The sequence below is a fragment of the Exiguobacterium sp. s125 genome (genome assembly GCF_018618605.1).
Lineage (GTDB): Bacteria > Bacillota > Bacilli > Exiguobacteriales > Exiguobacteriaceae > Exiguobacterium_A > Exiguobacterium_A oxidotolerans.
Genome location: NZ_JACSMI010000001.1, coordinates 1023065 through 1050017 on the forward strand (window position 1 = coordinate 1023065; position 26953 = coordinate 1050017).

The 26953-nt window shown below is 50.1% G+C and carries 25 protein-coding genes; 10 read left to right on the top strand and 15 right to left on the bottom strand.

All coding sequences use genetic code 11. The features are described 5' to 3' along the window. Nucleotides 1-147 precede the first annotated feature (147 nt). From KNQ05_RS05010 to KNQ05_RS05030, 5 genes are all read left to right on the top strand, one after another. Nucleotides 148-1827, top strand: coding sequence for a DUF2339 domain-containing protein (locus KNQ05_RS05010; RefSeq protein ID WP_214804528.1), 1680 nt, complete (start codon nucleotides 148-150; stop codon nucleotides 1825-1827). Between the two features lie 135 nt (nucleotides 1828-1962). Beyond that, on the top strand, nucleotides 1963-2796 hold the full coding sequence (gene efeO, locus KNQ05_RS05015) for an iron uptake system protein EfeO (RefSeq protein ID WP_214804529.1): 834 nt from the start codon (nucleotides 1963-1965) through the stop codon (nucleotides 2794-2796). Between the two features lie 2 nt (nucleotides 2797-2798). After that, on the top strand, nucleotides 2799-4040 hold the full coding sequence (gene efeB / locus KNQ05_RS05020; RefSeq protein WP_214804531.1) for an iron uptake transporter deferrochelatase/peroxidase subunit: 1242 nt from the start codon (nucleotides 2799-2801) through the stop codon (nucleotides 4038-4040). Further along, nucleotides 4024-5703: an FTR1 family iron permease gene (locus tag KNQ05_RS05025; RefSeq protein ID WP_214805058.1), complete on the top strand. Its 1680-nt coding sequence runs from the start codon at nucleotides 4024-4026 to the stop codon at nucleotides 5701-5703. Before efeB ends, KNQ05_RS05025 begins: the two co-directional genes overlap by 17 nt. Nucleotides 5704-5799: 96 nt before the next feature. Continuing rightward, nucleotides 5800-6261, top strand: coding sequence for a YflT domain-containing protein (locus KNQ05_RS05030; protein ID WP_088837180.1), 462 nt, complete (start codon nucleotides 5800-5802; stop codon nucleotides 6259-6261). A 55-nt stretch (nucleotides 6262-6316) separates the two neighbouring features. Here the strand turns inward: KNQ05_RS05030 and KNQ05_RS05035 are convergent, their stop codons facing one another. Both KNQ05_RS05035 and KNQ05_RS05040 read right to left on the bottom strand, forming a co-directional pair. After that, on the bottom strand, nucleotides 6317-6484 hold the full coding sequence (locus KNQ05_RS05035) for a hypothetical protein (RefSeq protein ID WP_214766142.1): 168 nt from the start codon (nucleotides 6482-6484) through the stop codon (nucleotides 6317-6319). A 69-nt stretch (nucleotides 6485-6553) separates the two neighbouring features. After that, entirely contained in the window at nucleotides 6554-7090 is a 537-nt protein-coding gene (locus KNQ05_RS05040; RefSeq protein ID WP_214771071.1) for a flavodoxin family protein, read from the bottom strand. 151 nt (nucleotides 7091-7241) lie between these two features. On the opposite strand from KNQ05_RS05040, the gene KNQ05_RS05045 reads away from it, so the two are divergent. After that, nucleotides 7242-7910, top strand: a complete 669-nt coding sequence (locus KNQ05_RS05045) for a hypothetical protein (protein WP_159172483.1) — start codon at nucleotides 7242-7244, stop codon at nucleotides 7908-7910. Here KNQ05_RS05045 and KNQ05_RS05050 read toward each other — a convergent pair. After that, a complete protein-coding gene (locus KNQ05_RS05050; RefSeq protein WP_214804533.1) occupies nucleotides 7896-8744 on the bottom strand; it encodes an alpha/beta fold hydrolase in 849 nt (282 codons plus the stop codon). The two genes, KNQ05_RS05045 and KNQ05_RS05050, sit on opposite strands and share 15 nt — an antisense overlap. Nucleotides 8745-8857: 113 nt before the next feature. Here KNQ05_RS05050 and KNQ05_RS05055 point away from each other — a divergent pair, with 113 nt between their 5' ends. After that, nucleotides 8858-9862, top strand: coding sequence for a helix-turn-helix transcriptional regulator (locus KNQ05_RS05055; RefSeq protein ID WP_214804535.1), 1005 nt, complete (start codon nucleotides 8858-8860; stop codon nucleotides 9860-9862). Between the two features lie 133 nt (nucleotides 9863-9995). Continuing rightward, a complete protein-coding gene (locus KNQ05_RS05060; RefSeq protein WP_029330229.1) occupies nucleotides 9996-10322 on the top strand; it encodes a hypothetical protein in 327 nt (108 codons plus the stop codon). Between the two features lie 219 nt (nucleotides 10323-10541). On the opposite strand, the gene KNQ05_RS05065 is transcribed toward KNQ05_RS05060, so the two are convergent. The 12 genes from KNQ05_RS05065 to KNQ05_RS05120 all read right to left on the bottom strand — a co-directional run bounded on the left by KNQ05_RS05065 (nucleotide 10542) and on the right by KNQ05_RS05120 (nucleotide 22715). Then, a complete protein-coding gene (locus KNQ05_RS05065) occupies nucleotides 10542-11519 on the bottom strand; it encodes a hypothetical protein (protein WP_251132443.1) in 978 nt (325 codons plus the stop codon). After that, nucleotides 11516-12562, bottom strand: a complete 1047-nt coding sequence (locus tag KNQ05_RS05070) for a DUF58 domain-containing protein (RefSeq protein WP_214804537.1) — start codon at nucleotides 12560-12562, stop codon at nucleotides 11516-11518. The genes KNQ05_RS05065 and KNQ05_RS05070 overlap by 4 nt, the downstream gene beginning before the upstream one ends. A 2-nt stretch (nucleotides 12563-12564) precedes the next feature. Further along, the gene (locus tag KNQ05_RS05075) at nucleotides 12565-13473 is read right to left on the bottom strand and encodes an AAA family ATPase (RefSeq protein ID WP_214804539.1); all 909 of its coding nucleotides are present in this window, start codon (nucleotides 13471-13473) and stop codon (nucleotides 12565-12567) included. A 138-nt stretch (nucleotides 13474-13611) separates the two neighbouring features. Next, on the bottom strand, nucleotides 13612-13827 hold the full coding sequence (locus KNQ05_RS05080; RefSeq protein ID WP_157898482.1) for a DUF3006 domain-containing protein: 216 nt from the start codon (nucleotides 13825-13827) through the stop codon (nucleotides 13612-13614). A gap of 12 nt (nucleotides 13828-13839) precedes the next feature. Beyond that, complete coding sequence (locus KNQ05_RS05085) at nucleotides 13840-14706, bottom strand: ComEC/Rec2 family competence protein (protein WP_088837171.1); 867 nt, start codon at nucleotides 14704-14706, stop codon at nucleotides 13840-13842. Beyond that, a complete protein-coding gene (locus KNQ05_RS05090) occupies nucleotides 14703-15254 on the bottom strand; it encodes a histidine phosphatase family protein (RefSeq protein ID WP_029330219.1) in 552 nt (183 codons plus the stop codon). Before KNQ05_RS05090 ends, KNQ05_RS05085 begins: the two co-directional genes overlap by 4 nt. 62 nt (nucleotides 15255-15316) lie before the next feature. Next, a complete protein-coding gene (locus KNQ05_RS05095) occupies nucleotides 15317-16111 on the bottom strand; it encodes a DUF3307 domain-containing protein (RefSeq protein ID WP_214766135.1) in 795 nt (264 codons plus the stop codon). Beyond that, nucleotides 16108-16755 (bottom strand): hypothetical protein, encoded by a 648-nt coding sequence (locus KNQ05_RS05100; protein ID WP_088837169.1) that lies wholly within the window; start codon nucleotides 16753-16755, stop codon nucleotides 16108-16110. The genes KNQ05_RS05095 and KNQ05_RS05100 overlap by 4 nt, the downstream gene beginning before the upstream one ends. A 263-nt stretch (nucleotides 16756-17018) precedes the next feature. After that, nucleotides 17019-17489, bottom strand: coding sequence for an NUDIX domain-containing protein (locus tag KNQ05_RS05105; RefSeq protein ID WP_235195152.1), 471 nt, complete (start codon nucleotides 17487-17489; stop codon nucleotides 17019-17021). Nucleotides 17490-17785: 296 nt separating this feature from the next. After that, nucleotides 17786-20191 carry a DNA topoisomerase IV subunit A gene (parC, locus tag KNQ05_RS05110; RefSeq protein ID WP_214804541.1) on the bottom strand — a complete coding sequence of 802 codons (2406 nt, stop codon included), beginning with the start codon at nucleotides 20189-20191 and terminating at the stop codon, nucleotides 17786-17788. Beyond that, nucleotides 20184-22154 carry a DNA topoisomerase IV subunit B gene (parE, locus tag KNQ05_RS05115; protein ID WP_088837167.1) on the bottom strand — a complete coding sequence of 657 codons (1971 nt, stop codon included), beginning with the start codon at nucleotides 22152-22154 and terminating at the stop codon, nucleotides 20184-20186. The genes parC and parE overlap by 8 nt, the downstream gene beginning before the upstream one ends. A 159-nt stretch (nucleotides 22155-22313) precedes the next feature. Beyond that, on the bottom strand, nucleotides 22314-22715 hold the full coding sequence (locus KNQ05_RS05120; protein ID WP_088837166.1) for a CoA-binding protein: 402 nt from the start codon (nucleotides 22713-22715) through the stop codon (nucleotides 22314-22316). Between the two features lie 431 nt (nucleotides 22716-23146). Here KNQ05_RS05120 and KNQ05_RS05125 point away from each other — a divergent pair, with 431 nt between their 5' ends. Beyond that, complete coding sequence (locus tag KNQ05_RS05125; protein ID WP_239456895.1) at nucleotides 23147-24187, top strand: tyrosine-type recombinase/integrase; 1041 nt, start codon at nucleotides 23147-23149, stop codon at nucleotides 24185-24187. Between the two features lie 36 nt (nucleotides 24188-24223). Further along, nucleotides 24224-26824, top strand: a complete 2601-nt coding sequence (locus tag KNQ05_RS05130; protein WP_214804543.1) for a DEAD/DEAH box helicase — start codon at nucleotides 24224-24226, stop codon at nucleotides 26822-26824. Nucleotides 26825-26953: the final 129 nt, after the last annotated feature.

Consider the following 26953-nt stretch of genomic DNA (forward strand, 5'->3'; position numbering starts at 1 on the left):
CAAACGACTTTCACCTTTTCCAAAAGGGCGGAAGTCGTTTTTTTTCGTTGAATCGTCACCTGACGTTTCCTTATTTTTGAAAAAATAAGAAAAAGGCAGAAGAAACAGGTACACTAGTACCATCTAAAATAAAGAAAGGGTGGAATGATGGAAGAACAACGAATCACCCAACTGGAACAGGAACTCGAGGCGTTGAAGTTACGTGTCGCGCAACTCGAACAGCTGCATCCTGTTCCGCATCCAACGTCGACTCCGGAGCAAAGTACGGTCGCGACACCGAAAAAAAGACCCGCCTTCGTCAAAAAAGACGACACGTTTTCACCAAAAATCAAACAAATCCGGACGCGCGATGAGTGGGAACACATGATTGCGACCGTCTGGTTACCGCGCATCGCCGCAATTTTTGCCGCGATTGGGGCAATTTTCTTATTTTCTTACGCCTCGATCTCCGGCTGGGTCAATCCAGCGGTCCGAGTCGGCAGCGGAGTGCTCACCGGATTACTCTTAATCGGTGTAGGTGAGTATCAGTATGAGAAAAAGCGACGAGAACTCGGCGTCGGGCTCGTCGCGACGGGGACCATCGTTTCTTTAGCCGCCTTGTTCGCTGGCATGGCGTTGTATCAATTCTATTCGCCGGGTCTTGCCTTCTCGCTCGAACTCGTCATTTTATTCATTACGTTCGGATTAATGTTATGGATGGCGTCACGTGTCCTCCTGATTCTCGTCTCAATCACCGGATTTTTACTCCCGTTTCTGCAACTGGCGGACGAAGCGAACGTTTCGTTGTTTTTACTGTATGAAGTGATATTGTTCGCCGCCTTGTTCTATGCCGCGGTTCGCTTAAAAACGATTCTCGGTTTCGTCGTCAGCTGGGGATTCCTGACGATCGCTCTTGTTACAGCGATGAGCATGGTCGGCTTTTCACCACCGTCCACGTCTGACGAAATCTCACTGCTTGCTGCGTCGCTCGTCAGCTACATCGGGACCGCCTTCACCGGGCAACGTCTCCGGATGAAATGGAACTATCCGAGTTACGGGGCCGGTCTTATTGTGATTGCGAGTCTAGCCGTCATCGATTGGCAGTGGGGGACACTGATTGCCCTCGCGCTGGCAGGGCTTGCCTATAGCATCGCTAACTACTCAAAAGATGCCTGGCACAATGCAGTCGGTCATGCGACGGTGTTCTATGCGATCACGCAAATTCCCTATGACATACTTCGACTGAGCGAGCAGTTCGAAACCCTGTTGTTCGCCTGCATCCTGATCGGCCTTTGGTTCGTCAAACGCCAGCACATGCCGTACCAACGGATGATCGCTCTCGCTTTGTATGTCTACTTCATCTTCGACCAGATTACGCAGTCGGGTATGTACGCGGCAATGAACGACTCGTTTCGTCTTTCGGTCGTCGCCTTAGTACTTGCGACGAGTGGTTTAATTTATTTACTCGTGCAACAACACCGCGCGATGGTCGAGGACGGGACGTTCCAGATCAGTCTAGTTGTCGCAGCCGTCGGCGTCCTGACGACGTATACGTTACTCGTCATGGAACTGCCGTTTTATGACGGACTCGACGAAACGAATCGCAGTACGACATTATCGGTTGCCTACATTTTACTTGCCTTGCTTCTCGTCACGATTGGTCGGATCCGTAATTTGTCCGTCTGGCGATTATCCGGTCTGCTGCTACTTAGCGTCAGTGCGATTAAGCTGTTAGTGTTTGATTTATCGTTCTTGACGCTCGTCCAAAAAGCGTTTGTCTTTATCGGGTTTGCGATCGTGGCGTTCATCATTTCACGGACGTATTTTAAAAAGCGAAAAAACAACTAAATGAGCAAAAACCCGTCCTGATGACGCTCGTCAGGACGGGTTTTTCATGTTAGCTCTAAATTTATATTGATAACGATTATCATTATCGTCTATACTAACAACTGAACTTACTTAACGATTTGGGGGAAATGAATCATGTCACATAAAAAAATCCTTACGGCGAGTGCCTTGTCGCTCGCGACCTTGTTAGCTGCTTGCGGGGAACAAGAAACAACGACAAAAGCGACACCGAAAACAGCGGACGGCCAATTCGATCAGGTCGTCGCCGATTACCGCGATTATGCGATCAATGAACTCGATGCCTTCACGAATAAAACAGAAGCCTTTACGACGGCCGTCAAGGAAGGGGACCTTGAAAAGGCGAAAGCGCTCTATGCACCGGCGCGGATGCACTATGAACGGGCGGAACCGATCGCGGAAGTTTTCGGTGACCTCGATCCGAAAATCGATGCCCGTGCAGGTGACGTCAAGGAATCCGAGTGGGGCGGTTATCACCGGATCGAACAAGGCTTGTTCGAAAAGGGAACAACAAAAGGGTATGAGCAATACGCGGAGCAATTGATGCAGGACGTCCACCTCTTGCGTGCAAAAGTCGAAACAGTCGACGTGACACCTGAGCTTCTCGTGACGGGGGCGACGGATTTATTGAATGAAGTCTCGACTTCGAAAGTGACAGGCGAAGAAGACCGCTATTCACATACCGATCTTTATGATTTTGCAGCGAACGTCCAAGGGGCGGAAAAAATTTATCAGTTATTGAACCCGAGCCTGATGAAACAAGACGACGCATTGTCAAAAGAGATCGCAGCGCGCTTTGAGGACGTCAATGCCTTATTAGAAGCGAAGAAAACGGAAAAGGGGTACGTCCTCTATACGGACTTATCAAAAACCGACGTTAAACAGTTGAGTCAAGCCATTAACGAACTGGCAGAACCGCTGTCGAAGATGGGCATCGTACTGGAGGGATAATCATGACACGACCAACATTAGAGGCTGGCATGACACGACGTGATGTCTTAAAAGTCGCCGGCCTGACCGGTCTCGGTGCAGCTTTTTATGCAAGTGGTGTCGAACGCTTCTTACCGCGCGCCTTGACGGCTAAGGCGTCCGATCAAGTCCCGTTTTACGGCACCTATCAAGCGGGCATCATGACACCGGCCCAAAATCATGTCCAACTCGTCGCTTTTGACGTCAAGACGAATCGCCGCGACGAGCTGATTGATTTATTGAAGCGCTGGACGCGGGCTTGCGCGCGCTTATCAGCAGGACTATCGCTCGGCGAAACAGATAGCGCCTACATCCCACCGGACGACACCGGTGAAGCAGAGGGGTTATCTGCAAGTCACTTGACGTTCACGTTCGGTTGCGGAATTAGTTTATTTGAAGGGGATCGTTTCGGCATCGGCCATAAACGCCCGGCACTCTTACGAGATTTACCGACATTTGATTTGGACCAGCTCGATGAGAAATGGTCCGGCGGTGACTTGATTGTCCAAATTTGTGCGGACGACCAGCAAGTCGTCTTCCACGCGTTACGCAACTTGACCCGAATCGGACGGGGGGTCGTCAAGATTCGCTGGACGCAAGCCGGTTTCCAGCGGTCGAAAGTGGCAGATGCGACAGGCGGGACACCGCGGAACTTGTTCGGATTCAAAGATGGGACAGGCAATCCTGACGTGACGAAAGCGGCGACGCGGGAGAATACGCTGTTTTATCAATGGCGTGATGGTTCACCTTGGCTGACGAACGGGACGTTTCTCGTCGTTCGCCGGATTCAGATGCACCTTGAAGTCTGGGACCGGACGATTTTGAAGGAGCAGGAGCGGACATTCGGGCGTGAACGGGCGTCCGGGGCACCACTCGGTTCAAAAGATGAGTTCGCGTCCGTTACACCGACGAAACGGATCGCACGGGGGGAAGCAGAACTACCGGCAGACTCGCATACAGCGGTCGCGCATGGTGAAGGAAAGGTGCAACTGCTCCGACGCTCCTACTCCTACCAGGATGGCGTTGATGAGACGACAGGCGCATTAGACGCCGGTCTGTTGTTCCTCTCGTATCAGCGATCGCCGGAGCAGTTCATCACGATCCAAGAACGGCTCGCAACTTCTGACCGGATGAATGAATACATTACTCATCGTGGAAGCGCGCTGTTCGCGTGTTTCGGCGGCATTCAAAAAGGAGGTTACATCGGTGATGCGCTCTTTGCTTAAAGCTGCCTTACTCGTGTTCCTTATATGTAGCACGCTCATCCCCCATGCGGGTGCAGAGGCGAAAACCGATGCCCTTTACGTGTCGATTGGTCAAGCCATCTCAGCCGTGAAGGCGGAAAATCGCGATGCACTTTCAAAACGAATCGCGACGTTAGCTAAACAATCAAAGGAACTGGCTGACTCAGATGAAAAAGCCGTCATCTTAAAGCGTTTATCGACGCTGAAACAACATCAGGATGCGTCGTTCGCGACGATCAGTGCGGACTTGACGGCACTGTCGACGGCCGTCCGGACGCTCGAAGAAACAATGCGTCCCGCGCAGGATGCGACGGCCCGGACCCGTCTGCTTGATTTACATGAAGTGACCAAGCAAATGCGGCAAGCGGATGCGGGTGAGCGAAAGACACTCGAACAGACTTTGTTAAAGGAATGGACGGCCCGTGAGAGCGTCGTCCGGGAAGAAAGCATCGGTCACTACGGAAAAGTCGAGATGGCGTTATCTGCGATTCGCATCGCACAAGCACGCCAGACATTCGACCAGACGGAATGGAACGAGGCCCTCAACCAGTTTGATACAAGCATCGACTCATTCGTCGAAGGGGACATCGTCAAGACGGCATCAGTCGAATTGACCGATTTGATCCGTTTACTCGATCAGGCGTCGGATGCGCTCGTTGCAAAAGACCTTGACGGGGCGCGGTCGACTTTGACGACGTTCATTGCCCAGTGGCCGAGCGGAGAAGGGGCGGTCCGGACACGAGACAGTGCTTTATATACGCAAGTCGAGACGGACGTCCCTTTATTGCTCGCCCGCTTAAACGGGGAGACGCGGAACGCGACAATCACTTCGTTACAGGAATTAAGCGCATCGCTCGGACAACTGACCGACCAGACGAGCTATACGTTCGTCGACGCGATGCTCGTCATGGTCCGGGAAGGACTTGAAGCGTTGCTGATTATCAGTGCGCTCGTCGCCTTAACACGTAAAGCGAATTTACGGGGGGAACGGCACATCTGGTTCGGAGCCGTCCTCGGGCTTTTAGCGAGTGGTCTGCTTGCGCTAATCATTCAATTTTTCTTCTCGACCGCGCTCGCAAGTGTCGGACGAGAGCAAATTGAAGGATGGACCGGCTTGTTCGCCGTTCTCGTGATGTTACTGGTCGGAAATTGGTTACATTCGAAAACGGCCATTACTTCCCGTCAGACGCAACTCGTGTCCGACCTATCGCGGACTTCACTCTTCATCGTCAGTTTCTTGACGATTTTCCGGGAAGGTGCGGAGACATTACTCTTTTACGTCGGGATGGCACCGGCGATGACGCCACTCGCCTTAGGTGGAGGCATTTTGGCAGCTGTTCTCTTGATCGGACTCGTGTCAATTGCAGTCATCTATTTCGGTGTCCGTTTGCCGATTCGCCGTCTATTCTTAGGCGCGACCATCTTAATCTATATGATGGCCTTTAAGATACTCGGTGTAAGTCTACATGCGCTCCAACTGACAGGTGTATTGCCTGTCCATCCACTTGCGCTGCCGCCCGTCGCCTGGATCGGATTTTATCCGACGATTGAAACCGTGGTGCCGCAAGTGCTGGTAGGTCTCATCATCATCCTGACCGTACTTCGTAAACAACGACGCGGCACGTCACTAAAGAAAGTTTCATAAGCAGTTTTTGAAATCCATGTTTTATTCATTATGTTTCGGGAATAACTTTATATTGAGACAGCCAACTGAGGCTTAGTATGAAGGAGATGAACGAACATGATTGAAACACGTATTGTCCGTGACATGACTGGCGTCGATGCAGAAATAACGAGTTTAAAGTCAGGCGGGTATTCAAATAAACAAATTTATATTTTTGCAAAAGACGAGGAACTGGCAGAACGGATTGCGAACGATACACAGACGCTTGCTTACCGCGTTACGAAAAAATCTTTTTTTGAAACATTGATGGCGACCGTCCGTAGTAATCGAAAAGATCGTATCGCCCAACTATCTGAACTTGGCATGACGAAAGATGTTGCAGAAAGTTTGGAAGATGAAGTCCGCCATGGCCATATCGTCATTGTCGGATCAAAGTCAGACTTAATCAACCCGGCCTATGCCGCATCTTACGTCGCAGATGAATCGAAAGATTATGGAGCGGGTGTACCGAAGCTTGAAGAAGAGGAAACGACGACAACCTTGCCTGCCGACCAAAATGTGAAGCTCAAAAACGACTAAACAGTCAAAAGACGCATTTGCGATTGCAAATGCGTCTTTTTTTGTCCTATACGACTTAACGAGAAGGCTCGATCGGATTTAAGGGAGTGGAGTGAGAATCAAGTCGTGGTCGCACGACCCGTATTTCTTCATCCGTTTGAAATAGCTGTTCTAGTAAAACGATATGATTGCGTGTCTTAAGTCGTTTCCACTTGCGTTCATTGCGTTTTTTCGACTGTAACATCTAGCACCACCTCCGATTAGTCTGACTACAGAATGGAACTAATCAAAAGATTCCCTTACATAACTTTCCTTAAACGTACGCTTTTGACATTTTTTCTCGGAACGCATCAATCTCTGCAAGGGCGACCGTATCGCGTTCGACGTCCCCCGGTGCATTCCCTTCCGCGAGGATCGCCGTTTCAAGATGGGCTCCTAAAAAGGTCGCGATATGCTCGAACTGTGTCACAAGGGCGCGTCCTTTTTCTTTCGGATCATCGCCGCCGACAGCAATCAGGTGGAATCGCTTGCCTTGCATCCGCTCACGGAAACGTAAGTCTTCATCACGCAACGATTCACTGAAGCGGTCGATGAAGAGCTTCATCTTCGTGGACATCGAATACCAGTAGATCGGCGTAATGAACACGATGTCGTCATGCTCGAGCATTTCTTCCACGATCCGCCGGTAATCATCGCCAATCGGTAAGAACCCACCATGATGCCGCCGGTCTTCCACAGGTTGAATCATCGTGTTGGCTAAATCGACCGACACATGAGGAATGCCTTCGAATGCGCGGACACCGAGCCATTCACTGTTCCCTTTTCTAGAACTGCCGTAAATCGTATACATCTTCGTTCCATCTCCTTTATTAATCGCTATTTGTCCATTGTAAGACAAAGGAAACGTTGAAATAAACTGATTTGCTTCTAAGAATGGTTTTGAAAACCGGGATTGCGGAAAAAGACTATCAGCACACCAGTAAAAGAGGAGGAAACGTCTGATGGAAAGAAGTATTTTGATTGCTTTAGAAAAACACCTTTATGCGATGCACCATGATTTAGACGGTCTCGCTCGTCTCATCACGAAAAAGTTCGTTCAGCTCAGTCAAGTCGCAGCCTCCGTCGAACATTTTCGTCGGATGAGCTTTGATATCTATAAATCACGGGAATCGTTGGCTCAAATTTCGCCGCAAGTCCTCTATGAGACGGCACTTGATTATGAGGACTGGCTTGAAGAGGAGTTTGATCAAATCCCACCGAGCTGGATGCTCAGCCGTGATGAGGAACACGCACTTGATCAACTTTGGTGGTTTGAATTTTTCCGGATTCAAGCTGAACTCGAGGAATGGCTCAGCCTGTACTTAATTCGTCGGATCCGTGAAGACATTCGGTATGTACCCCCTGTCATTGAAAAGAACGCCTATGCATTATCGGACGACGCCCGTCATGTCTTTTGGCGTTTGTTGCAACGGTCCGTTGCCAAACCTTCGTCGAAAATCAAAGCGAATCAACTGTCCTGTCGAATGGGCATCGCAGAAATCGCCCGCTGTGCCCGCTTGAACGAAGAACGGACGGAGCAGGCGATCGACGAATTGACGGCCCGGGGAATCATCTCGATTGTCGAGGAAAATGAAAAAATGAAGCTACATGTTCGTTTACAGGTGATTTAATGTGATGAAGCGTTCAATCATTCGTTCATCTCGTCGTGCTGAAGGACCAATCCAAATCAAATGACCCGGACTTTTCGATTCGATGAACTGGGCATGGGGGATCAGACGCTGCGTATAGCGGGCATGCTCGAACGGGACAGCGCGATCGGCTTGTGAATGGACGATTAGGACTGGGCAGCTGACCGTTTCGAGTGTCTGTCGCTCAAGCTGCTGAGTGATGTCGAACAAGACGCCGCGCCCGGGACCGTTCTGTAGTCCGACGGCATACAATAAGCGTTCATCTTCATGCGTCAAGAGTGACCGAATGTCACTACGTTGCAACAGGCTCGTCATTTCGACCATCCGGACGGACGCCTCTTCAGGAAATTTTTTTAACTTATCTTTGACATACGTCCATAATACCCACTGAATGAAGTGGAGTGGACGTTGGAAGAGCGGTTGAATCAATACGTTCTGGTATGGAAGTGAAATTTGATGAGACATCGCACACGCTAAAACGAGTGAGCAAGCAGCATCGTTTTGGCTCGCTAGGGCGATTGCTGTCGGACCGCCTGCTGAGATGCCGTAGATGGTATAGCGTGTAAAACCGCGTGCCTGCATCCAACCTTTATAGAACGCAGCTAGCTCGACAGGAGACTCCGCTAACCGCAGCGGGGTTTTTCCGTATCCGGGACGTGACGGGACAATCACACGGTACCCGGCGTGAATTAATTTTTCGACATGATAAATCTCCCGGTAATCGGACTGTGTACCGTGGATTAACAGAATGATGGGACCTGTTCCGCTATCTCGGTAATCAAATTGTTGTTCCTTCCATTCAGCAATCAAATGCATCCAAATTCTCCTAACGATATAAATTTTACCAATTTATTGTTAATATTATTATTTATTTACGGTATACTCGAAGTATAATCAAATACCGTAACGATAGGAAATGAGGATGTACCGTGCCTACTGAAAAATTATCAAACCGTGATCGCTTACTGGCTGTTCGGGATATTTTTGAAAAATACTCGGACGAAGAGGAGACCTTGACGTTAGAAGATTTGAGTATCGCTTTATCAAAACGAGGATTGATTGAAAAATTATCACGAAAATCGCTGAAGGACGATATCGAGGCCCTTGCGAAATCAGGGTTTGATGTCGTCAAAGAAGAGACGAAAAATGGACTGGCGACGCCATATCATCTCGTCAGCCGGCGGTTTGAGCACCACCAGTTGCGTTTACTCGTCGACGCGATCGCAAGTGCGAAATTCATTTCGGAAAGTGAGACGAAGGCGCTTGTTCGAACGATCCAATCGTTGACGAGCGAGCGGTTGGCGAAGACGTTGAACCCCGTCATCCATACGGTCAAAAAACCAAAAGGAGTAATTCCGTTCTCGATCGATACGATTCAAAAGGCGATTACGGAACAAGAAATCATCAGCTTCCAGTACCAAGGGAAATTTAATGAACGGACGCGGAAGTTCGAGCTCCGCCGAGATGGTGATTTTTATCTCGTCACACCAGCGCACCTAATTGTCGATAACGGGAACTATTACTTAATCGGTCGTGATGAACGTGTCCAGCAGATTCGGACATATCGTGTCGACCGGATCGTCCAGTGCAGTGTATTCGAACCTACAGAGACTCCGGTCGAGGTGGATCCTTCCTACTTGAGTAACATGTTCAACATGTACGAAGGGGAAGATGAGCAACTGACGTTAAAATTTCACGAAAGCGTCATGCCGACGGTCGTCGATCGATTCGGGACGGATATCCGCTGTCGACGAATCGACGAGGAATGGTTCGAGGTTAAAGTCAGTGCCCTCTTCTCGGAAGGCTTCATGATATGGTTGATTCAATTTGCTAACCAAGCTGAAATCATCGAACCGAGCATCCGTCGTGAAACCTTTAAAGAGAAGGTCCTTCAGTTGGCGCGAATCTATCAGGAAAGTTCTGTTGTAAACTAATGCTGCGAAAAGTGTCCTTGCAAGTGAAAGGACACTTTTTGTCGTTTTTTGTCGTATATTCATATTTGAATATTTTCGCGTATCTTTTCCGTCTACTATTAAGGGTATCTGATACTTATGTAGGAGGAACGTCATGCAACAGATGGAAAATCGCCGTACACGGGGCTGGATGGATGGACTATTGTATCTATTCTTCGTCTGTCTATCCTATATTTCCTGGTACTTATTGTTTATTTTCGCTTTTAACTTACTTTTTGCGGAAGAATTATTAGAAACGATGGATATCGTCATTTTTGGTTTTAGTCCACTCTTTGCACTAGCCATTACAATTTTTTCGATTCGTCTCTTTAAACGTCGTGGTCAACTCAAACATATCCCGGTAATTCTTGTCGTCTATTCGCTTGCAACGAGTATTTTACTGTATTATTCAATCGCTTATTCGGTCTTACCGCGGCTGTAACGAGACTTGCATCATCCCGTTATTTGGAATATGCTACGCTTATAGCTCATGCCAATAAGGGGGGATACCATGAACACACAGTATATCCTCGACTGGATGCCGTTAGTGCTTCCTGTCGGTGCGATCGTCTTTATCGTCGTCATCGCACGTAAAGCCTCGAAAATTGATTCAACTAAATGAAAAATCTCCATTCTCTGTTACAGAGATGGAGATTTTTTTTTATTGTTCAATACGTTCCCGAACCTGACGACGGAAAACTTGCAAATGATAGGCGGGTTCACTTTGACTAAACTCGATTCCGTCAATCAAGCGGGCATTGCGCTCGACTTCCGGGAAGGCGATCCGCTCAAGCCATTCGTATGTCGTCTCATCGCGTTTGCGTGGAAAGGCTTGCTCCAGTTGCGAGGCGAGTTGGAGCAACGGATGCTGACTGTGCTTTTTCGCGGCCTTCGTCCGCTTTTTGGCGGTTGGTCGGACGATCTCGTCCTGCTCCACCGTGACGACGCGTCGTTTACGGAGGAAATAGAACATCAGTCCGACGACGAGGAGAGCCAGTCCGAGGGCGGCATAATTAAACACCTGGACCGTCGCGGCGTTCATTACCCCTTGTTTGATGGGTTCGACCGCTTCCATGTTGCCGAGGTTTGCACCAGTCTGCATTTTTTCATCGACCTTTTCCGAAAGCGGAATCGTCCACGTAAAGAGTGAACCGAATATCTCGAAGGCGGGGCGCATTAAATTTGCGACGGATCCGAACAATGCTTCCTTCATCAGGCGAAGAAGGAAAACGAGCAAAAAGCTAAGTCCGAAGGCGAGCGTGACGCTCGTCAAAATCCGGCGCCACTCGACGAAATGTCGCTTTAAGAATGGCGTCAGGACGAGTAGACCAAGCAAGACATAGGCGAGGAGCGGTGGTGTCAGTCCGGGGTACAAGAAACAAATCCCGACGAAGACAGCACCCGTCAAAGCAAAGCGGTACTCGAGTTCGATCGTCTCGAGGAAGGCACCGATCGCAGTCGCTAACAATAAGAAGATGCTGATCAATGGTGATACATAAAACAGGGCGAGCGCAGCAATCACTTGCAGAAGAATCCGGACTTTCCGAACGGGTAGGACGGCAAGCAGCGCAAAGGCAAGCAACGGGAGTGCCATCGTCTGTAAGAGACTGATGATGAGTAACCACCAGAGCAACATCATGCGCTCACCTCCTTTTGCCGATGACCGAGGTGGATCGCGGCAGTCGTCGACGGGACGGCCCGTTGGAGACGTTTCATGAAGTAGCGGCGCTCAAGCGGTAAGTCGTACTCTGACAGGCGCGCCAAACACTCCATCGTCCGTAAAAACTGTTCCTTTCCTTTTCCGGACGGAACATGATACCACTGACCATCCCGATTGACCATCGAAATCCAAAGACTGTAAGAGGCACCTTGTTTTTCAAGTTCCCGGATGATTGTCGCACCACGGGACAGAAGTTTTTCAAAGTCACTCCGTAAGGACAATCCGTCACCGGACAGACCGTCGATGATGACGGCATAATCATGATTCCGGACACGGTCGTATTGATAGGAATAGAGTTCGCTCGTCTTCGCATATGCTGACCAGTAAATTGTCTTGGCGTCTCCCGCATAAGGGACGACGGAATGAAAGCTCGACCGGTCCGTGAACGGGCTCGACCGATCAACCGCCTCACCGGGGATTTGCCGTTCGTTCCATTCGACGGAAGCAGGGGCGAAGTCCGGGAAGACATGCCCGAGTTGTTGAATCGGTAATGTCAAGTAGACCGTCATCGTATGGAACGGATCTGAAATCATCACATCGAACGACTGAATCCGAATCGTTCCGCGATGTGCGGCGATGACGTCAATTTCGAACGGAACGATTTGATTTTTACCGACGAACAGGTGATGCCGCCAAAATTGACTGCCTGCACCATCGATTCGGACCTGATCCCCGAGCAAGCCGGATACAGTGACTTTACCGAGCGGAAACCTTGCCCGGTTTTCTAAAGCAAACGGGATGGCGAGTTCATCGTCACGAAAGGCACGTGTCGTTTCGACCAGTCGGACGTCGATCTGATTAGCTAAGTATTCGAGACACTTCGGCATATACCAGCCGTAGAGGACATAGGCGACGAATAGACTGGCGAGGACGAGTGAACCATATAGGGCGCAAAAGACACCACTTACCCCGACGAGAAATAAGAAGATGGGATGGAATGCTTTAGGTGTAATCAATTGCATGGTTACACCTCAGTCGGTACAGTCAAAGATTCAAGGGTTTGTTTGACGAGTCGTTCATTCATCATCTTTAACGTCGCTTCAAGGGTCAAGACGAGACGGTGGGCGAGCAAGGGGGTGGCCAAGCTCTTGATATCTTCCGGCGTCACGTAATTCCGCTCATGCATCCAGGCGCGTGCTTTTGCCGCTTTCAGCAAGGCGAGCGTCGCCCGCGGACTTGGACCGATTTCGATGTCACGGTGCGCTCGTAGGGCGTCACATACATCAAGGAGGTAGTCCTCGACCGTATCTTCGATGGTTACGGCTGCGACTTCCTGTTTCCAGGCGTTCAATTGCTCGAGTGGGAGATGAAGATCCATCGCCTCGAGATGCGCGCCCCGCAAAAGTGCTTTTTCAGCAGTCCGGTCGAGCGGCGTGAACGAAAGTTTGAACAGAAAACGATCGAGCTGAGCTTGAGGCAACGGGAACGTTCCTTGTCCATCGAACGGGTTTTGTGTCGCGATGACAAAAAAGTGTTGCGGTAACGTATAGGACGTGTCACCGATTGTGACTTGTGCTTCCGCCATCGCTTCAAGGAGCGCTGACTGGGTGCGCGGGGTCGTCCGGTTGATTTCATCGACGAGGACGATGTTGGCGAACAGAGGACCGAATCGTTGTTCGAATGAGCCGGTCAACGGATTGAACAACTCCATTCCGAGTAAATCGGTCGGTAGCGTGTCGGCTGTACACTGGACACGGGAAAACTTCGCATCGAGCGACTGCGCCAATGCCTTAGCGAGTGTCGTCTTGCCGGTACCCGGTCGATCTTCCAGTAAGACATGTCCTTCGGCGAGCATGCCGATCAACAGATGATCGATGACATGGTCCTGCCCGAGGACGGATTGTTTTAAGGATGTACGTAGTTGTTGAAACATAAAATAATTCCCCCTTGTTTTCTTCTTCTCACTAAAGTGTACGAAAATTCAGATAAAACCGCCAGTAATTCTCGATATTCCTTCTAAATAATTCCATTAATCCGTAAAAAAGCAGACACGCTGTGTCTGCTTCCTGCGTCAATCCTCAAACAGTTCATCCATCAACTGGTCGATTTCCTGGCGACGCGCCACCGTCTCGGTACGTAAAATCCGGATCGAGCGACCTTGCCATTCCAGCCGATCGCCGACTTCTGCTGCGACCGGCAGTCGTTCTCGCGGGAGTTGAATCGTTTCCCGTGCTTCCGTCTCACACAAGGCGAATGCTTCCTCGAAAGCTGTGACCGTCATCTTCATCGTCATGCCTCCTTAGTTCGGACGGAAGTCTTTGCGACTTGTGACGGTAATCGCCGTCCCATCCGATGTGTATTCAATCGTCCCCATCCGGTCCGTACGGTCGATTGTGATGCTCTCTGCTGCTAAGGCATTCATGACTATCGGCCGGGGATGGTTGTAGGCATTTCCTTCTCCCGCTGAAATTAAGGCACGTTCAGGGTGGACCGCTTGCAGAAATGGAATCGACGACGATGTATCGGCACCGTGATGACCAATCTTTAAGACATCTGCCTTGACGTCAATTCCGGCTGTTAGTAATTGTTGCTCCGTCCGAGTCGGCGCGTCCCCCATGAAGAGGAACGTATTCTCCTCGTGCGTCATCTTCAGGACGGCACTCCAACTGTTTAAATCACGGGTCCCGTCCGTCAAAGGAGCGATGATCTCAAAATCGGCTGATTCACTCGGAATGACGACGCCGGCTTTCGCCGTTTTGATTGTCACCCCTTCATTTTTAACAGCAAGCAAAAAGTCACGATAGGTATCGGTCGTGTGATTGACACGCGGGGCGTAGACTTGGTCGACATCAAATGCTTCAAGGACGGTGTCGAGTCCGCCGATGTGATCGGCGTCAGGGTGGGTCGCGATGACGGCTGTTATGCGTCTCACCCCAAGCGCTTTTAAGTAGCGGACAACGTCATCTCCTTTCCCATTGTTGCCGCCATCAATCAAAATCGCGTCCGTCTTCGTCCGGATGAAGGTGCTGTCACCTTGTCCGACATCAAATCCGTATACCGAGACCGTCGTTTCGGCGCGGTCGGTGCGTAGCGCTTCGTCCTCCCGCGTCATATAGAAAATGATGATGAGACCGAGGGCGAGCAGAATCGTCGAAGCCCATTTCATCGTCTAACCTCACTCTTTTCAAATTGATAGAGCATCCCGTTGCGCGGGTGACGGAAGCGGGGGCCGGTGTAACCACGTTTTTTCAGTGCCGTCCGCATCAATAACATCATTCCGCCGTGACCGACGAGGAGAACGCGTTCATTATTCTCGAACGCCAATTGATTCAACAACACTTCAATGCGTTGGTTGGCATCTTTAATCTGCGCCTGAATCCGTTTGCTGAACGGAGCGACAAGCCGACCGATGATCGCCCAGGCGAGGAAGGGGAGGCGAATCCGGGAATTGATTGTCGGGAACGGCACTTCCCGTAAAAGGTCGGTCACGATGATCTCATCCTCATAGACACTCTCCGCTGTCTGGATCGCCCGCGGCATACTGCTCGCATAACAGATCGTCCAGTCCGTCTGTCCGAGTTCGACCGGTTTGACATCGATCGCCGAGCTATCGTACCGTTCAATCCAAGCTTCGATATCGGAAGCGCTAATCCAACCTTTCGTCGGATATCCTTCTGTGACCCGGTGGTGTCTGACTAATCCAATTGTTTTCATTTTTGTTCGACGGTCTTTCTGGTAAAGCCAGGAAGCCGTCTCACCTCACTTTCTTTCTCGTTCTATAATACGAAGCGAATGGCGATTCCGCAGAGGAGTGCGCTCAAAATACTAAGTAAACTGCCGATGATATAATATTCCGCAAAACGGCGGTCTTCAAACTGCTTGAACCGCGCCAATGCTTTGAGAGCGATGATGAAGCCGATTGCACCAACCGCATTGACGGCGACGAGAATAACGATGATTGCCCGCTCGACGAGACCGATATAGCGACCAACGCCATTAATCTCTGTCGTGTAACTGCGGGCCGAATCCTCAACCTCGTGGGTGACGGAACGGCTGATCCCGTTCAATTGTTCCTTACGAGTCACTTTCCGCTCGAAATGGGATTCAATCAATCGGGGAGCGAACGGTAGCAGCAAGGGGGCGATGCCGCGTCCGACCAGTTCCGTCGCAACCAGGCTCCACATGATGATCCAAAGCACTTGGAAGGAGAGGGTGATAGCACTTGGCCAACTGATTGGGAACATCACCGCAATCAGACCAATGATGATGCCGATATGTAACAGTTGATCAATCCAAAAAGCCGGTGCCGGTTTGATGATCCGCTTAAGTTGCGAGCGGTCAATGACGGCGTGTGATCCGATAATCGCACTGAAGAGATACAGGGCACTTACGAGCTCGAATTGTCCGGTCAGGTAAAAATAACTTAAGACAGCCGCTGTACAGAGGCTATGTATCCCGAGATGGACGAGCAGGGGGCGAAGCTTCCGGTGCTTGTGCTCCGCGATCCGTTTACCTTGCAGCGGGAAATCGGCAATGAGATGGGCAATCAGAAGGCTCAACAGTAAATTCATCCAATCGCCTCCCAGACCTGGAGTTGCTCGAGCGCTTGTATAAAAGCCGTTTCGAGTTGCTTCCGTTGTTTACGTTGCGAGCGGGCAACAAGTTTCGCGACGTTAATTCGGGCATCTTTTTCTTGAAAACCCATTTTTAGTCCGATTTCTTCATACGTTGCGTCCGGGAATCGGTCCATCAGTGTATGGAGCTCGACTTGACGATCTGTTTTCCCAAAATAAGCGGGATACAGCATATCGACATAGCCTGTTAGTAAAGCAGCCGGGAAATAAGGGGGGCCGGCGAAAACGATTTGATTGTCTGATTTTTTGGCCGCCTCTTGCGCTTCGAAGGCAAAAATGATGGCGCTACCGTTCGCTTCGTCGGCTTCTGTCGTCGAAAGCGTTTCATATTGACCAAATCCGACGCCGACATAACCGTCGAGCGGACTATTAACGAGTTCGAGTAAAACAGGATAACAGATTGGGTAGCTTTGGAAAACACCGAGTAAGCTGTCTCCAGACTTGATTTGAAATGGGACGAGTGCGTCTTTAAACTGATCATTTAATTGCTCCGCTAACGTCCGGAGTGTCTGCAATAATTCTTCTTTGTGCGGAAAAGTGCGTGAGTTTTTGACGTCAAATGAAATGGCGACGGCTTGCATCAAATTCCTCCTTTGTTACTGATAATCCGGTTACAACCGTAATGTTACCGACATAAAGGTAACAAGTGATTTGTTACTGTATTTAGAGTAACAGGGGTGGATGTAAAAAACAAAGGGGCAAACTGACTATTTTTTATGGGGGACATGCAAAAAAATTATTTTTCTTTGTTAGTTAACATAACATATATTATCAATAGTTAAATAATCTTGTCTCATAAGTAAGGTAAACTCAATATAGTGAGACAAAACAAAAAAACACGACATTAGCCGTGTTTGCGACAATCATATGGTTGATTACGTTCCAACCGATGAATGAGCCGATCAAGAAAAATATGATGCCGGCGTTCGAGCTGTGTGATGCGATCAAGCGGCAACCAGGCGAAATGGAAAAAATCACCGCAATCTTGACCGTCACCCGCAACACAATGCGTCCATCTGTTTTCTTGGCATTCGATATGGGCATGATAGAAATACGTGTAATGGACCCGCATCCGCTCTGGGTAACGCATCTCTTCTTCGCCAACGTATTGAACGGTCGCAAGTGATAGACCACTTTCTTCCAACGTCTCGCGGACGGCTGCTTCCTTGGCGATTTCTGCGTCTTCAATCGTCCCGGCAGGAATCTGCCAGTCACTATCTGGAGCTGATTGTGGATGAAAAACAAGTAGTTCCCATCCCTCTGGTTGTTCCCGTGTGATATAGATTGCTACTTTTTCGCGTCGTCTGAATTTCATCTTCATCACCTCTCCAGTTAGGCAGATGGCACAAAAGCAGCTAAGGACGGATCCGTAGCTGCTTGAGAAATACATATAAGCTACGCTTCGAACCGCTTCGCGTCTGATGTGACATGCTTGACCTGACCATTTTCTTTTATTGTAGCGGTTATTGGTCACTCTTTCAATTTGTAAACTAAAGATTCACCGATAATTTGTGGAAATAATCTAAAAAAATGATTAAAAAGACGACATTTCCTACAAAAAGACAGAAAAAAAGACGTCCCCCACGCTTCATCGTGAGGGACGTCTGACCGTCAAACGGTATACCAGTCAACGAGTGGACCGAATTTTTCTTCATCATACGCAAACGAACCATTCGATAACCGATCGAGATAAGACAAGGAACCGATTTGAATCGATTTTGCCTGCTCTTTTCCGATCAAAACGAGTTCTTTTTGATTCGTGACATCAAGTAACGCCGCTACCTGATGCGGTTTTGATTTTAAATCACGCAACAATTGCTGACCACGTAAGGCACGATTCGTGATTTGGAACTGATCCGAAAGGCGCATCTTCTTCAAGGCACCCCGCTGTGTCAGTAAGACGATATTCGGTGCTTGCATAAAGGCAATCGCCCCTGCGACGACATCATCATCCTTCAGGTTGATGGCTTTGACACCTGCTGCCCGAACGCCGACGACCGGCACATCGTCTTCCGTGAACCACAGACCAAAGCCGTTTTGCGTTGCGAGGAACAATTGTTTCTCGCCAGTCGAGACCGCAGCATAGAGGACCTCGTCATCTGCTTTTAAGCGGACGCCTTGCAATGGTTTCGACTTCCGCTGGGCATTGTAATCGCTCAGTTTCGATCGTTTGACCATTCCTTGGCGAGTGACGAACAGACAATGTGACGTTTCGTCGAACGTCCGGACGAGATCGATCGAGAGGACACGGTCACCCGGTTCGAGTGGTACGAGATTCGCGACGTGTTGTCCGCCATCCTTCCATTTCGTATCTGGGAGCTGATGGACCGGAATCAATAAGTAATTACCGCGTATCGTCCAGACGATGACGTGATCGGTCGTCATCGCTTGCCCTTGATAGAGCAGACGATCTTGTTCCTTCATCTCCGGAAGGTCGTTCGAGGCACCGAATGACCGGAGCGACGAGCGTTTGATGTAGCCGTTTTTCGACATGAAGACCATCGTTTCTTCGACGGCGATCATGACTTCCGTCTTCAGCTTCAGTTCTTCGACTTCGGCTTCGACGGTTGAACGGCGTTCATCCGCGACTTGATCCTTTAAGATGCTCAATTCTTTAATGATGAGGCGGTTCCGCGTCTTCTCATCGTTCAAGATTTTCTCGAGACGCGTGACTTCCTTCTCGAGTTTTTCAGCCTCTTCCTGCAATTCGACGATGTCCGTATTTGTCAGGCGATACAGTTGGAGCATGACGACAGCTTCTGCTTGGCGGTCCGAGAAGGCGAAGCGTTCAATCAGATTCTCTTTTGCTTCCGCTTTGTTCGTCGCAGCCCGAATCAGACGGAGTGTCTCATCGAGGACGGAAATCGCAGTCATTAAGGCAGAGACGACTTCCTGGCGGCGTTTCGCTTGATCGAGATCAAACGTTGTCCGGCGGATGACGACTTCCTTGACGTGGCTTAAATAAGCATCCAGTAAGGCGAGCACACCCATTTGACGCGGTGTCCGCTCATGGATGGCGACCATATTGTAGTTATAGGCGACTTGGAGGTCGGTTTGTTTGAGGTAAAAATGTAAAATCCCCTCTGCATCAGCCTCTTTTTTCAGTTCGATGACGACACGCAGTCCGTCGCGGTCCGTTTCATCGCGGACTTCAGCCACTCCTTCGACTTTACGGTCGAGGCGTAATTCTTCCATCCGTTTGACGAGATTTGCTTTGTTGACTTCGTATGGCAGTTCCGTGATGACGATTTGCTGACGTCCCCCGCGGAGTGTCTCGATTGTCGCCCGCGACCGGATGATGACTTTCCCGCGTCCTGTTTCGAACGCTTTTTTGATCCCGTCGAGCCCTTGCACGACGCCACCAGTCGGGAAATCAGGTCCTTGCATGTGCGTCAGCAGGTCGTTGACGTCATTGACCGTGCCTGAGATGCGACCGATTGCCGCGTCGAGGACTTCGCCCGCGTGGTGCGGAGGAATCTCTGTCGCGTATCCGGCAGAAATCCCGGTCGAGCCGTTCATCAACAAGTTCGGTAACAACGACGGTAAAACGAGTGGTTCTTCCGTTGTATCATCGAAGTTGAGGGTATAGTCGACCGTCTGTTTATTGATGCCGTCTAGAATCAAGCTTGAGACTTTTGAGAGACGTGCTTCCGTATACCGCATCGCGGCCGCACTATCGCCGTCGATCGATCCATTATTCCCTTGCATGTCGACGAGCGGGTACCGTAACTTCCACTCCTGACTCAAGCGGACCATCGCCTCATAGACAGACGAGTCGCCGTGCGGGTGGTAATTGCCGATGACGACCCCGACCGTCTTGGCAGACTTCCGGTACGCACGGTCATACAGGTTCCCTTCCGTATGCATCGCATAGAGAATACGCCGCTGGACGGGTTTGAGCCCGTCGCGCGCATCCGGTAAAGCCCGGTCTTGAATGATGTATTTCGAATAACGTCCGAACCGGTCACCGACGACCTGTTCGAGCGATAAATTTAAGATGTTTTGTAGATTAGACATGCTTTGTCACACTCGCTTTCGTCACGTGTTCATTTTCAATGATTGAGATGTCTTCCGCGAGTCCGAACGCGACGTTATCTTCAATCCATGACCGGCGGTGGCCGACGTTATCGCCCATCAAGACGGAAACACGTTTTTCAGCAACGGCGGCGTCGTCGATCGTGACGCGAATCAATGTCCGGGTCTCAGGATCCATCGTCGTTTCCCAAAGTTGAGGAGCATTCATCTCACCAAGTCCTTTGTAGCGTTGGATCATATAGCCTTTACCATACTTTTTTGTTGTTTTCGCCAGTGTGTCTTCATCCCAGACATACTCGAACTTCTCCGTTTTCCCCTTACCTTTCGAGACACGATACAGCGGCGGTAAAGCGACGAAGACTTTCCCGGCGTCAATCAACGGACGCATGTACCGGAAGAAGAACGTCAGCAGGAGGACTTGAATGTGGGCGCCATCGGTATCGGCATCGGTCATGATGATGACCTTGTCGAAATTACAGTCGGACAGGTCGAAATCTGCCCCGACCCCGGCTCCGATCGCATGGATGATCATGTTGATTTCTTCATTCTTCATAATGTCGGCGAGTTTCGCTTTTTCCGTATTCAGGACTTTCCCGCGTAACGGTAAAATCGCTTGGAACGTCCGGTTCCGTCCTTGTTTCGCAGAACCGCCGGCAGAATCTCCCTCGACGAGGAACAATTCATTTTTGTCGGCGTTTTTTGAAGCGGCCGGTGTCAATTTCCCGTTTAAGATGCTGGAACGTTTCTTTTTCTTGCCGTTGCGCGCTTCTTCCCGGGCTTTGCGGGCTGCTTCGCGAGCTTGTGCCGCACGAATGGCTTTTTTAATGAGCAAAGTCGCCGTTTGCGGGTTTTCTTCGAGGTACGTCGACAGACGGCGGCTGATGACGGCGTCACAACTCGTCCGTGCTTCAGGAGAACCGAGTTTTGACTTCGTTTGTCCTTCGAACTGGAGGAATTCTTCCGGAATCCGAATCGAGACGATCATCGTCAAGCCTTCCCGGATATCATTGCCGTCGAGATTTTTATCTTTTTCTTTTAATAAACTATTTTTACGGGCATATTCGTTCATAACGCGGGTCATTGCCGTTTTCGAACCGACTTCATGGGTTCCGCCGTCACGCGTCCGGACGTTATTGACGAACGACAGGACGTTTTCCGAGTAGGCGTCCGTGAACTGGAACGCGATATCGACTTCGATTTCGTTTTCGACGCCTTCAAACGCGACCGTCGGATGCAGGACATCCTTGTCGTCGTTCAAATAACCGACGAACTCGCTGACCCCTTCTTCGTATTGGAAGACATCTGCTTTGTCGGACCGTTCGTCCGTCAACGTGATTTTCAAGCCTTTTAAGAGGAAAGCGGATTCACGAAGACGTTCAGCGAGCGTTTCGTAGTTGTATGTCAAGGTACTGAAAATTTTCGCATCCGGCTTAAAATAGACAGCCGTTCCTTTTTGACGCGTCGCTCCCGTCTCAAGTAACGTCGTTTTAGGCATTCCGCCATTTTCAAACGTTTGCTCGAACTGTTTTCCGTCACGATAAATCGTCACCTTCAAGTCTGTGGATAAGGCATTGACGACGGAGGCACCGACACCATGCAATCCACCAGACGTCTTATAACCGCCTTGACCGAATTTTCCGCCGGCGTGGAGAACGGTGAAGATGACTTCTGCCGTCGGTTTCCCCGACGCGTGCATTCCCGTCGGCATCCCGCGCCCGTGGTCACGGACGGTGATGGCGTTATCTTTATGGATCGTGACATCGATCTGTTCCCCGAACCCGGCAAGGGCTTCATCGATTGCGTTATCGACGATCTCATACACCAAGTGGTGGAGTCCACGATGATCGGTCGATCCGATATACATACCTGGGCGCTTCCGGACAGCTTCGAGTCCTTCGAGCACCTGGATGGCATCGTCATTATAATTGTTTAAATCTGTCGCCATAGTTTTCACCTCATATAGAAAAACGCCGATTTTCCAAACATTCGTTCGTTTTTCTAGTAGTCTGTATCTAATTGTAGGCATCTTCTTGCTATCTGACAAGGGGGAACGTAAAAAAGACACTCACTCGCGTTTGAGTAAGTGTCTTGATTTGACTCGAAATCATAAGTATTGGTGTTCGATTTTGATGCATCGATTTTCGATATACGGGATTCCTGCCCCGAGCGCTAAACTTTCCGCTTCGACGCTCGACAGACCGAGCTGGTTCCAAATCATCCCGACGTCGCCATGGGCAACCGCTTCTTTTGCAGCGTCCGCTAAAAACTCGGAGCGACGGAACACGTCGACGATATCGATATGACCCGGGATGCTATCGACCGTCGGATAAACTTTTAATCCGTTCCATTCGTCAAGCGTCGGATTGACGGGAACGACCTCGTACCCGTGCTGCACAAGATAATCGGCGATCCAGTTCGCAGTTTTCCCGGAATCACTTGAAATCCCGACGACGGCAATCCGTTTCGCTTCTTTTAGTAATTGGCGTGCTTGTTGATCAGAAATCATTCGTTTCTCCCCCTATACGTAATTGAGTCAATCTTCTTGTCTATACCCGAATCACTTTCGGTTAAGCCGTGTTTCTAAAAGTTTGCAACAATTCCGAGAAAAAACGAAAAACGATCTGTACGAAAATGAGACGACCAACCACCTGTCGAAGTCATGTTCGATGCAACTGAGAGCGAAATTGGTTTTCAAGAATATTTTTCTGAATTCATTCTATCAAGGTGACATAATACAATTATTGTTCTGTTTGACATAAGAAAATACACCTTTCGTTGATTTGCATCGAGTTGACCAGTCGCCCGTTAGTCGGAAAGTCGATGCAACTGAGGGCTCCCTGTCTGACAATTTAACATTGCGTGAAATAACTATTTCACGCAAACTAGTGTACCGTCTACCAACGTTTGGTATAGTAAGGTCAGAGGGGGAATAGACTGATGAGTTTATTTAAAAATCTAGGAAAAACCGTTAAAACCGTCCAAATTCCGGCCCATACCGTTGATCTACCAGGCTATCACCGGATGCCGGAATTTATTCGCGATTACATCGACCACTTAGCTTCAAAAAATTTCTCGAAAGCAACGATGCGTCGTTATGTGTATGATTTTGATTCGTTTTTTAGCTTTGTCGCTGCTGCGTCAGGTCAGGATGTCCGGGCGATTGATATCACGCAAGAGGCATTCCTTGAGATTGACGGCGCGGGAATTGCGGCTTACGCCGAATACTTAGCCTTGACGAAGGGCAATGCGCCGAGTGTCATCAACCGGAAGTTATCGGCGTTACAATCATTATTTCGCCATTTGATCGACATCGGCGTCCTGTCGGAAAATCCGGTCGCAAAAATCAACCGTCCGAAACAAGCGAAACGCGATCCGGTCTACTTAACGAAACGCGAATGGGATGAACTGATTCAATTGTTGCCGTCGAACATTGAGATGAATCCGCGGGAGGCGGCGCATTATGAGCGTGACCGCGTCCGTGACGTGACGTTGTTCCAGCTACTCGGCTATAGCGGGATGCGTCTCAGCGAGATGACACAATTGACGTGGAACGATCTCGATTTTCATGAAGGAACGATTCGCGTGATTGGTAAAGGCAACAAGGAACGGGTCATCCCGCTTGCGCAACCGGCACGCGTCGCCCTCAGAAAGTATGCCGCGCACTATCAGTTGTCGATGCGTGGGAAAGATGCTGTATTCGAAAAACAAGGGAAACCGCTCAGTCCGCGGGCGGTCCAACATATATTAAAACGGCATACCGATCGGTTACGACCGGTCTTACCGTTTTTGGAACGGAAACAAATCACGCCGCACAAGTTACGGCATACGTTTGCGACGCGTCTCGCGACAGGTGGCGTCGATGTCTTGACGATTCAGCAACTCCTTGGGCACGAGTCCGTCGCGACGACTCAAGTCTATGCCCATATCGGCGATCAGGAGAAAAAACGGGCGATTGAATTATTTGATGGTGAACGATAATAGTATTATGTCATCTTATAGTAAAGGAGACCACAGATGAATTTTGGATTAAGTGAACGAAAAATCAAACAAATGTCAGATACTTATGCCTTTCGCCGCGGAAAACGGTATGTGACGGCAAAAAAAGTGATCTTACGCAACTACACACCGGGTGACCTCTTCGTCGAGGCGGAAGTTGCCGGTGAAACACGTTTTCACGTCCACGTTCATCTCCGGGAAACGGGTGTTGACGCCGGATGCAACTGTCCCTCGCTCGCCATGGATGCCTCGTTTTGTGGGCATATCGTCGCAGTGCTGTTAGCCTTACAACAAATTCAAGCCTACGGGACGCCCGGACCGAATCGTCCGGCCATCACACCGTTTTCAGCGCAACCGACAATTGAAGATGCCGCAGCTGCAACCTATCTTGCGACATTGACACGCGAAAATAAAGCGCAGCTCCGGTTTGACGTCCGCGACGGCGGGATTGCACTCGAAAGCCTGACGACACAGCGCAGTTATCTCTTGTCCCTGCCCTACTTCGACCGTTTACTGAACGACCGCGACTGGTTACGGGAACGGGCGGACATCTGGATGAGCGCCGCTGTCCGGGGCCGACTCGTCAGCGGATCCCCTCGCGTCAAACTGGCTCTCGACCGGATCAATACCCGCCTGGAAGTCGTCGTCACGTTTGATTACGACGGCAAAACCGTCAACCCGTTGACTCCGACACGCTGGATCGGGCGTGACTTGTCGACGGAGCGGGCGGTGACGCGTTACTTGGAAGCGACAGGACTCCGCGCGGATCAAGCCCGTTATGTAGTAGAAGGAGAAAGTAATCACTACGTTGTCTTAAAAGGTTTACTTGACCCGATGGTTGCCCTCGGTCAACTCGAGTTATACGCGACGGCGAGTATCAAAACGGCATTGCTCCCCGGTCCATTCCATCCGAAAATTGAAGTCAACGTGACGAAGCGACTCGATTGGTTGACGTTCAAGTTTTCGATGGACGGGATTTCAGAACAAGAACTGTCGGCGGTCCTCGCGTCACTCGTGACGCAAAAGACGTACCACCGTTTACGTTCGGGACAATTGTTGTCGCTTGAAGACCGTGCCTTCACGCAAATCAAACGGCTGTTACGGGAAGTCGAAGCGACGGAACAGACGTTACTTGAAGCGGAATTGACCGTTCCTGCCGTGCCGAACTTGGCCCTGTTGACCCCGGCTGCTTTCTTGACGGTCCACAGTCAACTGAAGGAACGATTGCTCGAGATGAAAGCCGGAAAAACAGAACGACTGGCGTTACCGGAACCGCTCGCGACACAACTTTTGCCGTATCAGCAAGACGGCGTCCGCTTCTTCAAGAGTCTTGCGGCACACGACTGTCATGGCATCTTAGCGGACGAGATGGGACTCGGCAAAACGATTCAAGCCATCGGTTATATCGAAACGCTCCCGAGTGCACGTGTCTTGATCGTCGCCCCGGCGTCACTCCTCTACAATTGGGCAGCAGAGCTGCACCGCTTTGCTCCGACACGCACCGTCCGTGTGCTCAGCGGGAGTCGTGCGTCGCGCTTACGACAGCTCGAAGACTTGCCGGACGACGTCATTCTCATCATCTCCTACCCGTCGCTCCGGCTCGACATCAAAAATCATCAAACGATCCATTACGATTGTATCTTTTTTGATGAAGCACAACATCTGAAGAATCCACGGTCGCAGACGACGGTCAGCTTAAAACAACTGTGGGCGACGCGGCGGTTTGCCTTGACGGGGACGCCGCTCGAAAACAAGACGCTTGATCTCTGGTCAATCTTTGACGTCGTCTTCCCGGCACTCTTGCCGGACCGGCAACGGTTTCTCGACTGGTCAGCACGGGACGTCCAACAATTCGTCGAACCGTTTTTGCTGCGCCGGACGAAAAAAGATGTTTTGCAACAGTTGCCGGCGAAACAAGTCGTCCATCAGTACACGGAACTGACGGCGGGTCAGAAAAAACTCTATGCCGCCCACTTGGCAAAGTTACAGCTCGAGACGTTACAGCATCTTGATCAGTCAAAACCGGAAGAACGGATGAAGTTACTCGCCGGATTGACCCGGCTCCGGCAAATCTGTTGCGATCCCCGTCTGTTCGTCGAAAACTACCGCGGCCGGTCGGCGAAACGGGACCGGTTGCTCGCCTTGATTCAAGAAAAACGGGCAGCAGGCAAACGGATCTTAATTTTTTCACAGTTTACAAAAATGCTCGATTTGATTCGGGACGACCTGCATGAGTTGCACCTCCCTCATTTCGAACTGCGCGGGGATACACCGATTGCGGAGCGTCTCGAACGCTGCGACCGTTTTAATGCAGGCGAAGTCGATCTGTTTTTGATTTCACTGAAGGCGGGCGGCACCGGACTGAACCTGGCGACGGCGGATACTGTCATCTTATATGACAGTTGGTGGAATCCGGCTGTCGAACAGCAAGCGGCTGACCGGGCACACCGGATGGGACAAACACAGACGGTCGAAGTCATTAAATTAATCACGAAAGGCACGATCGAAGAAAAAATCATCGAGCTGCAGGAACGGAAAGCGACACTCGTGACGGACATACTTGAACAACCGGCGTCACTTGCGTTATCGGTCGATGAGATGGTTCAATTGCTTGAATAAGAGGAAAGGCACCGATTTCTTTACATGATGTAAACCGTTGCTGCTCTAGGGAGAACAGGTTTCTGGCTATCGTTTTTTCGCCGGTTGATGTTTAGCTTTTAATGTTACAGGGGTATAACTATCATAGCA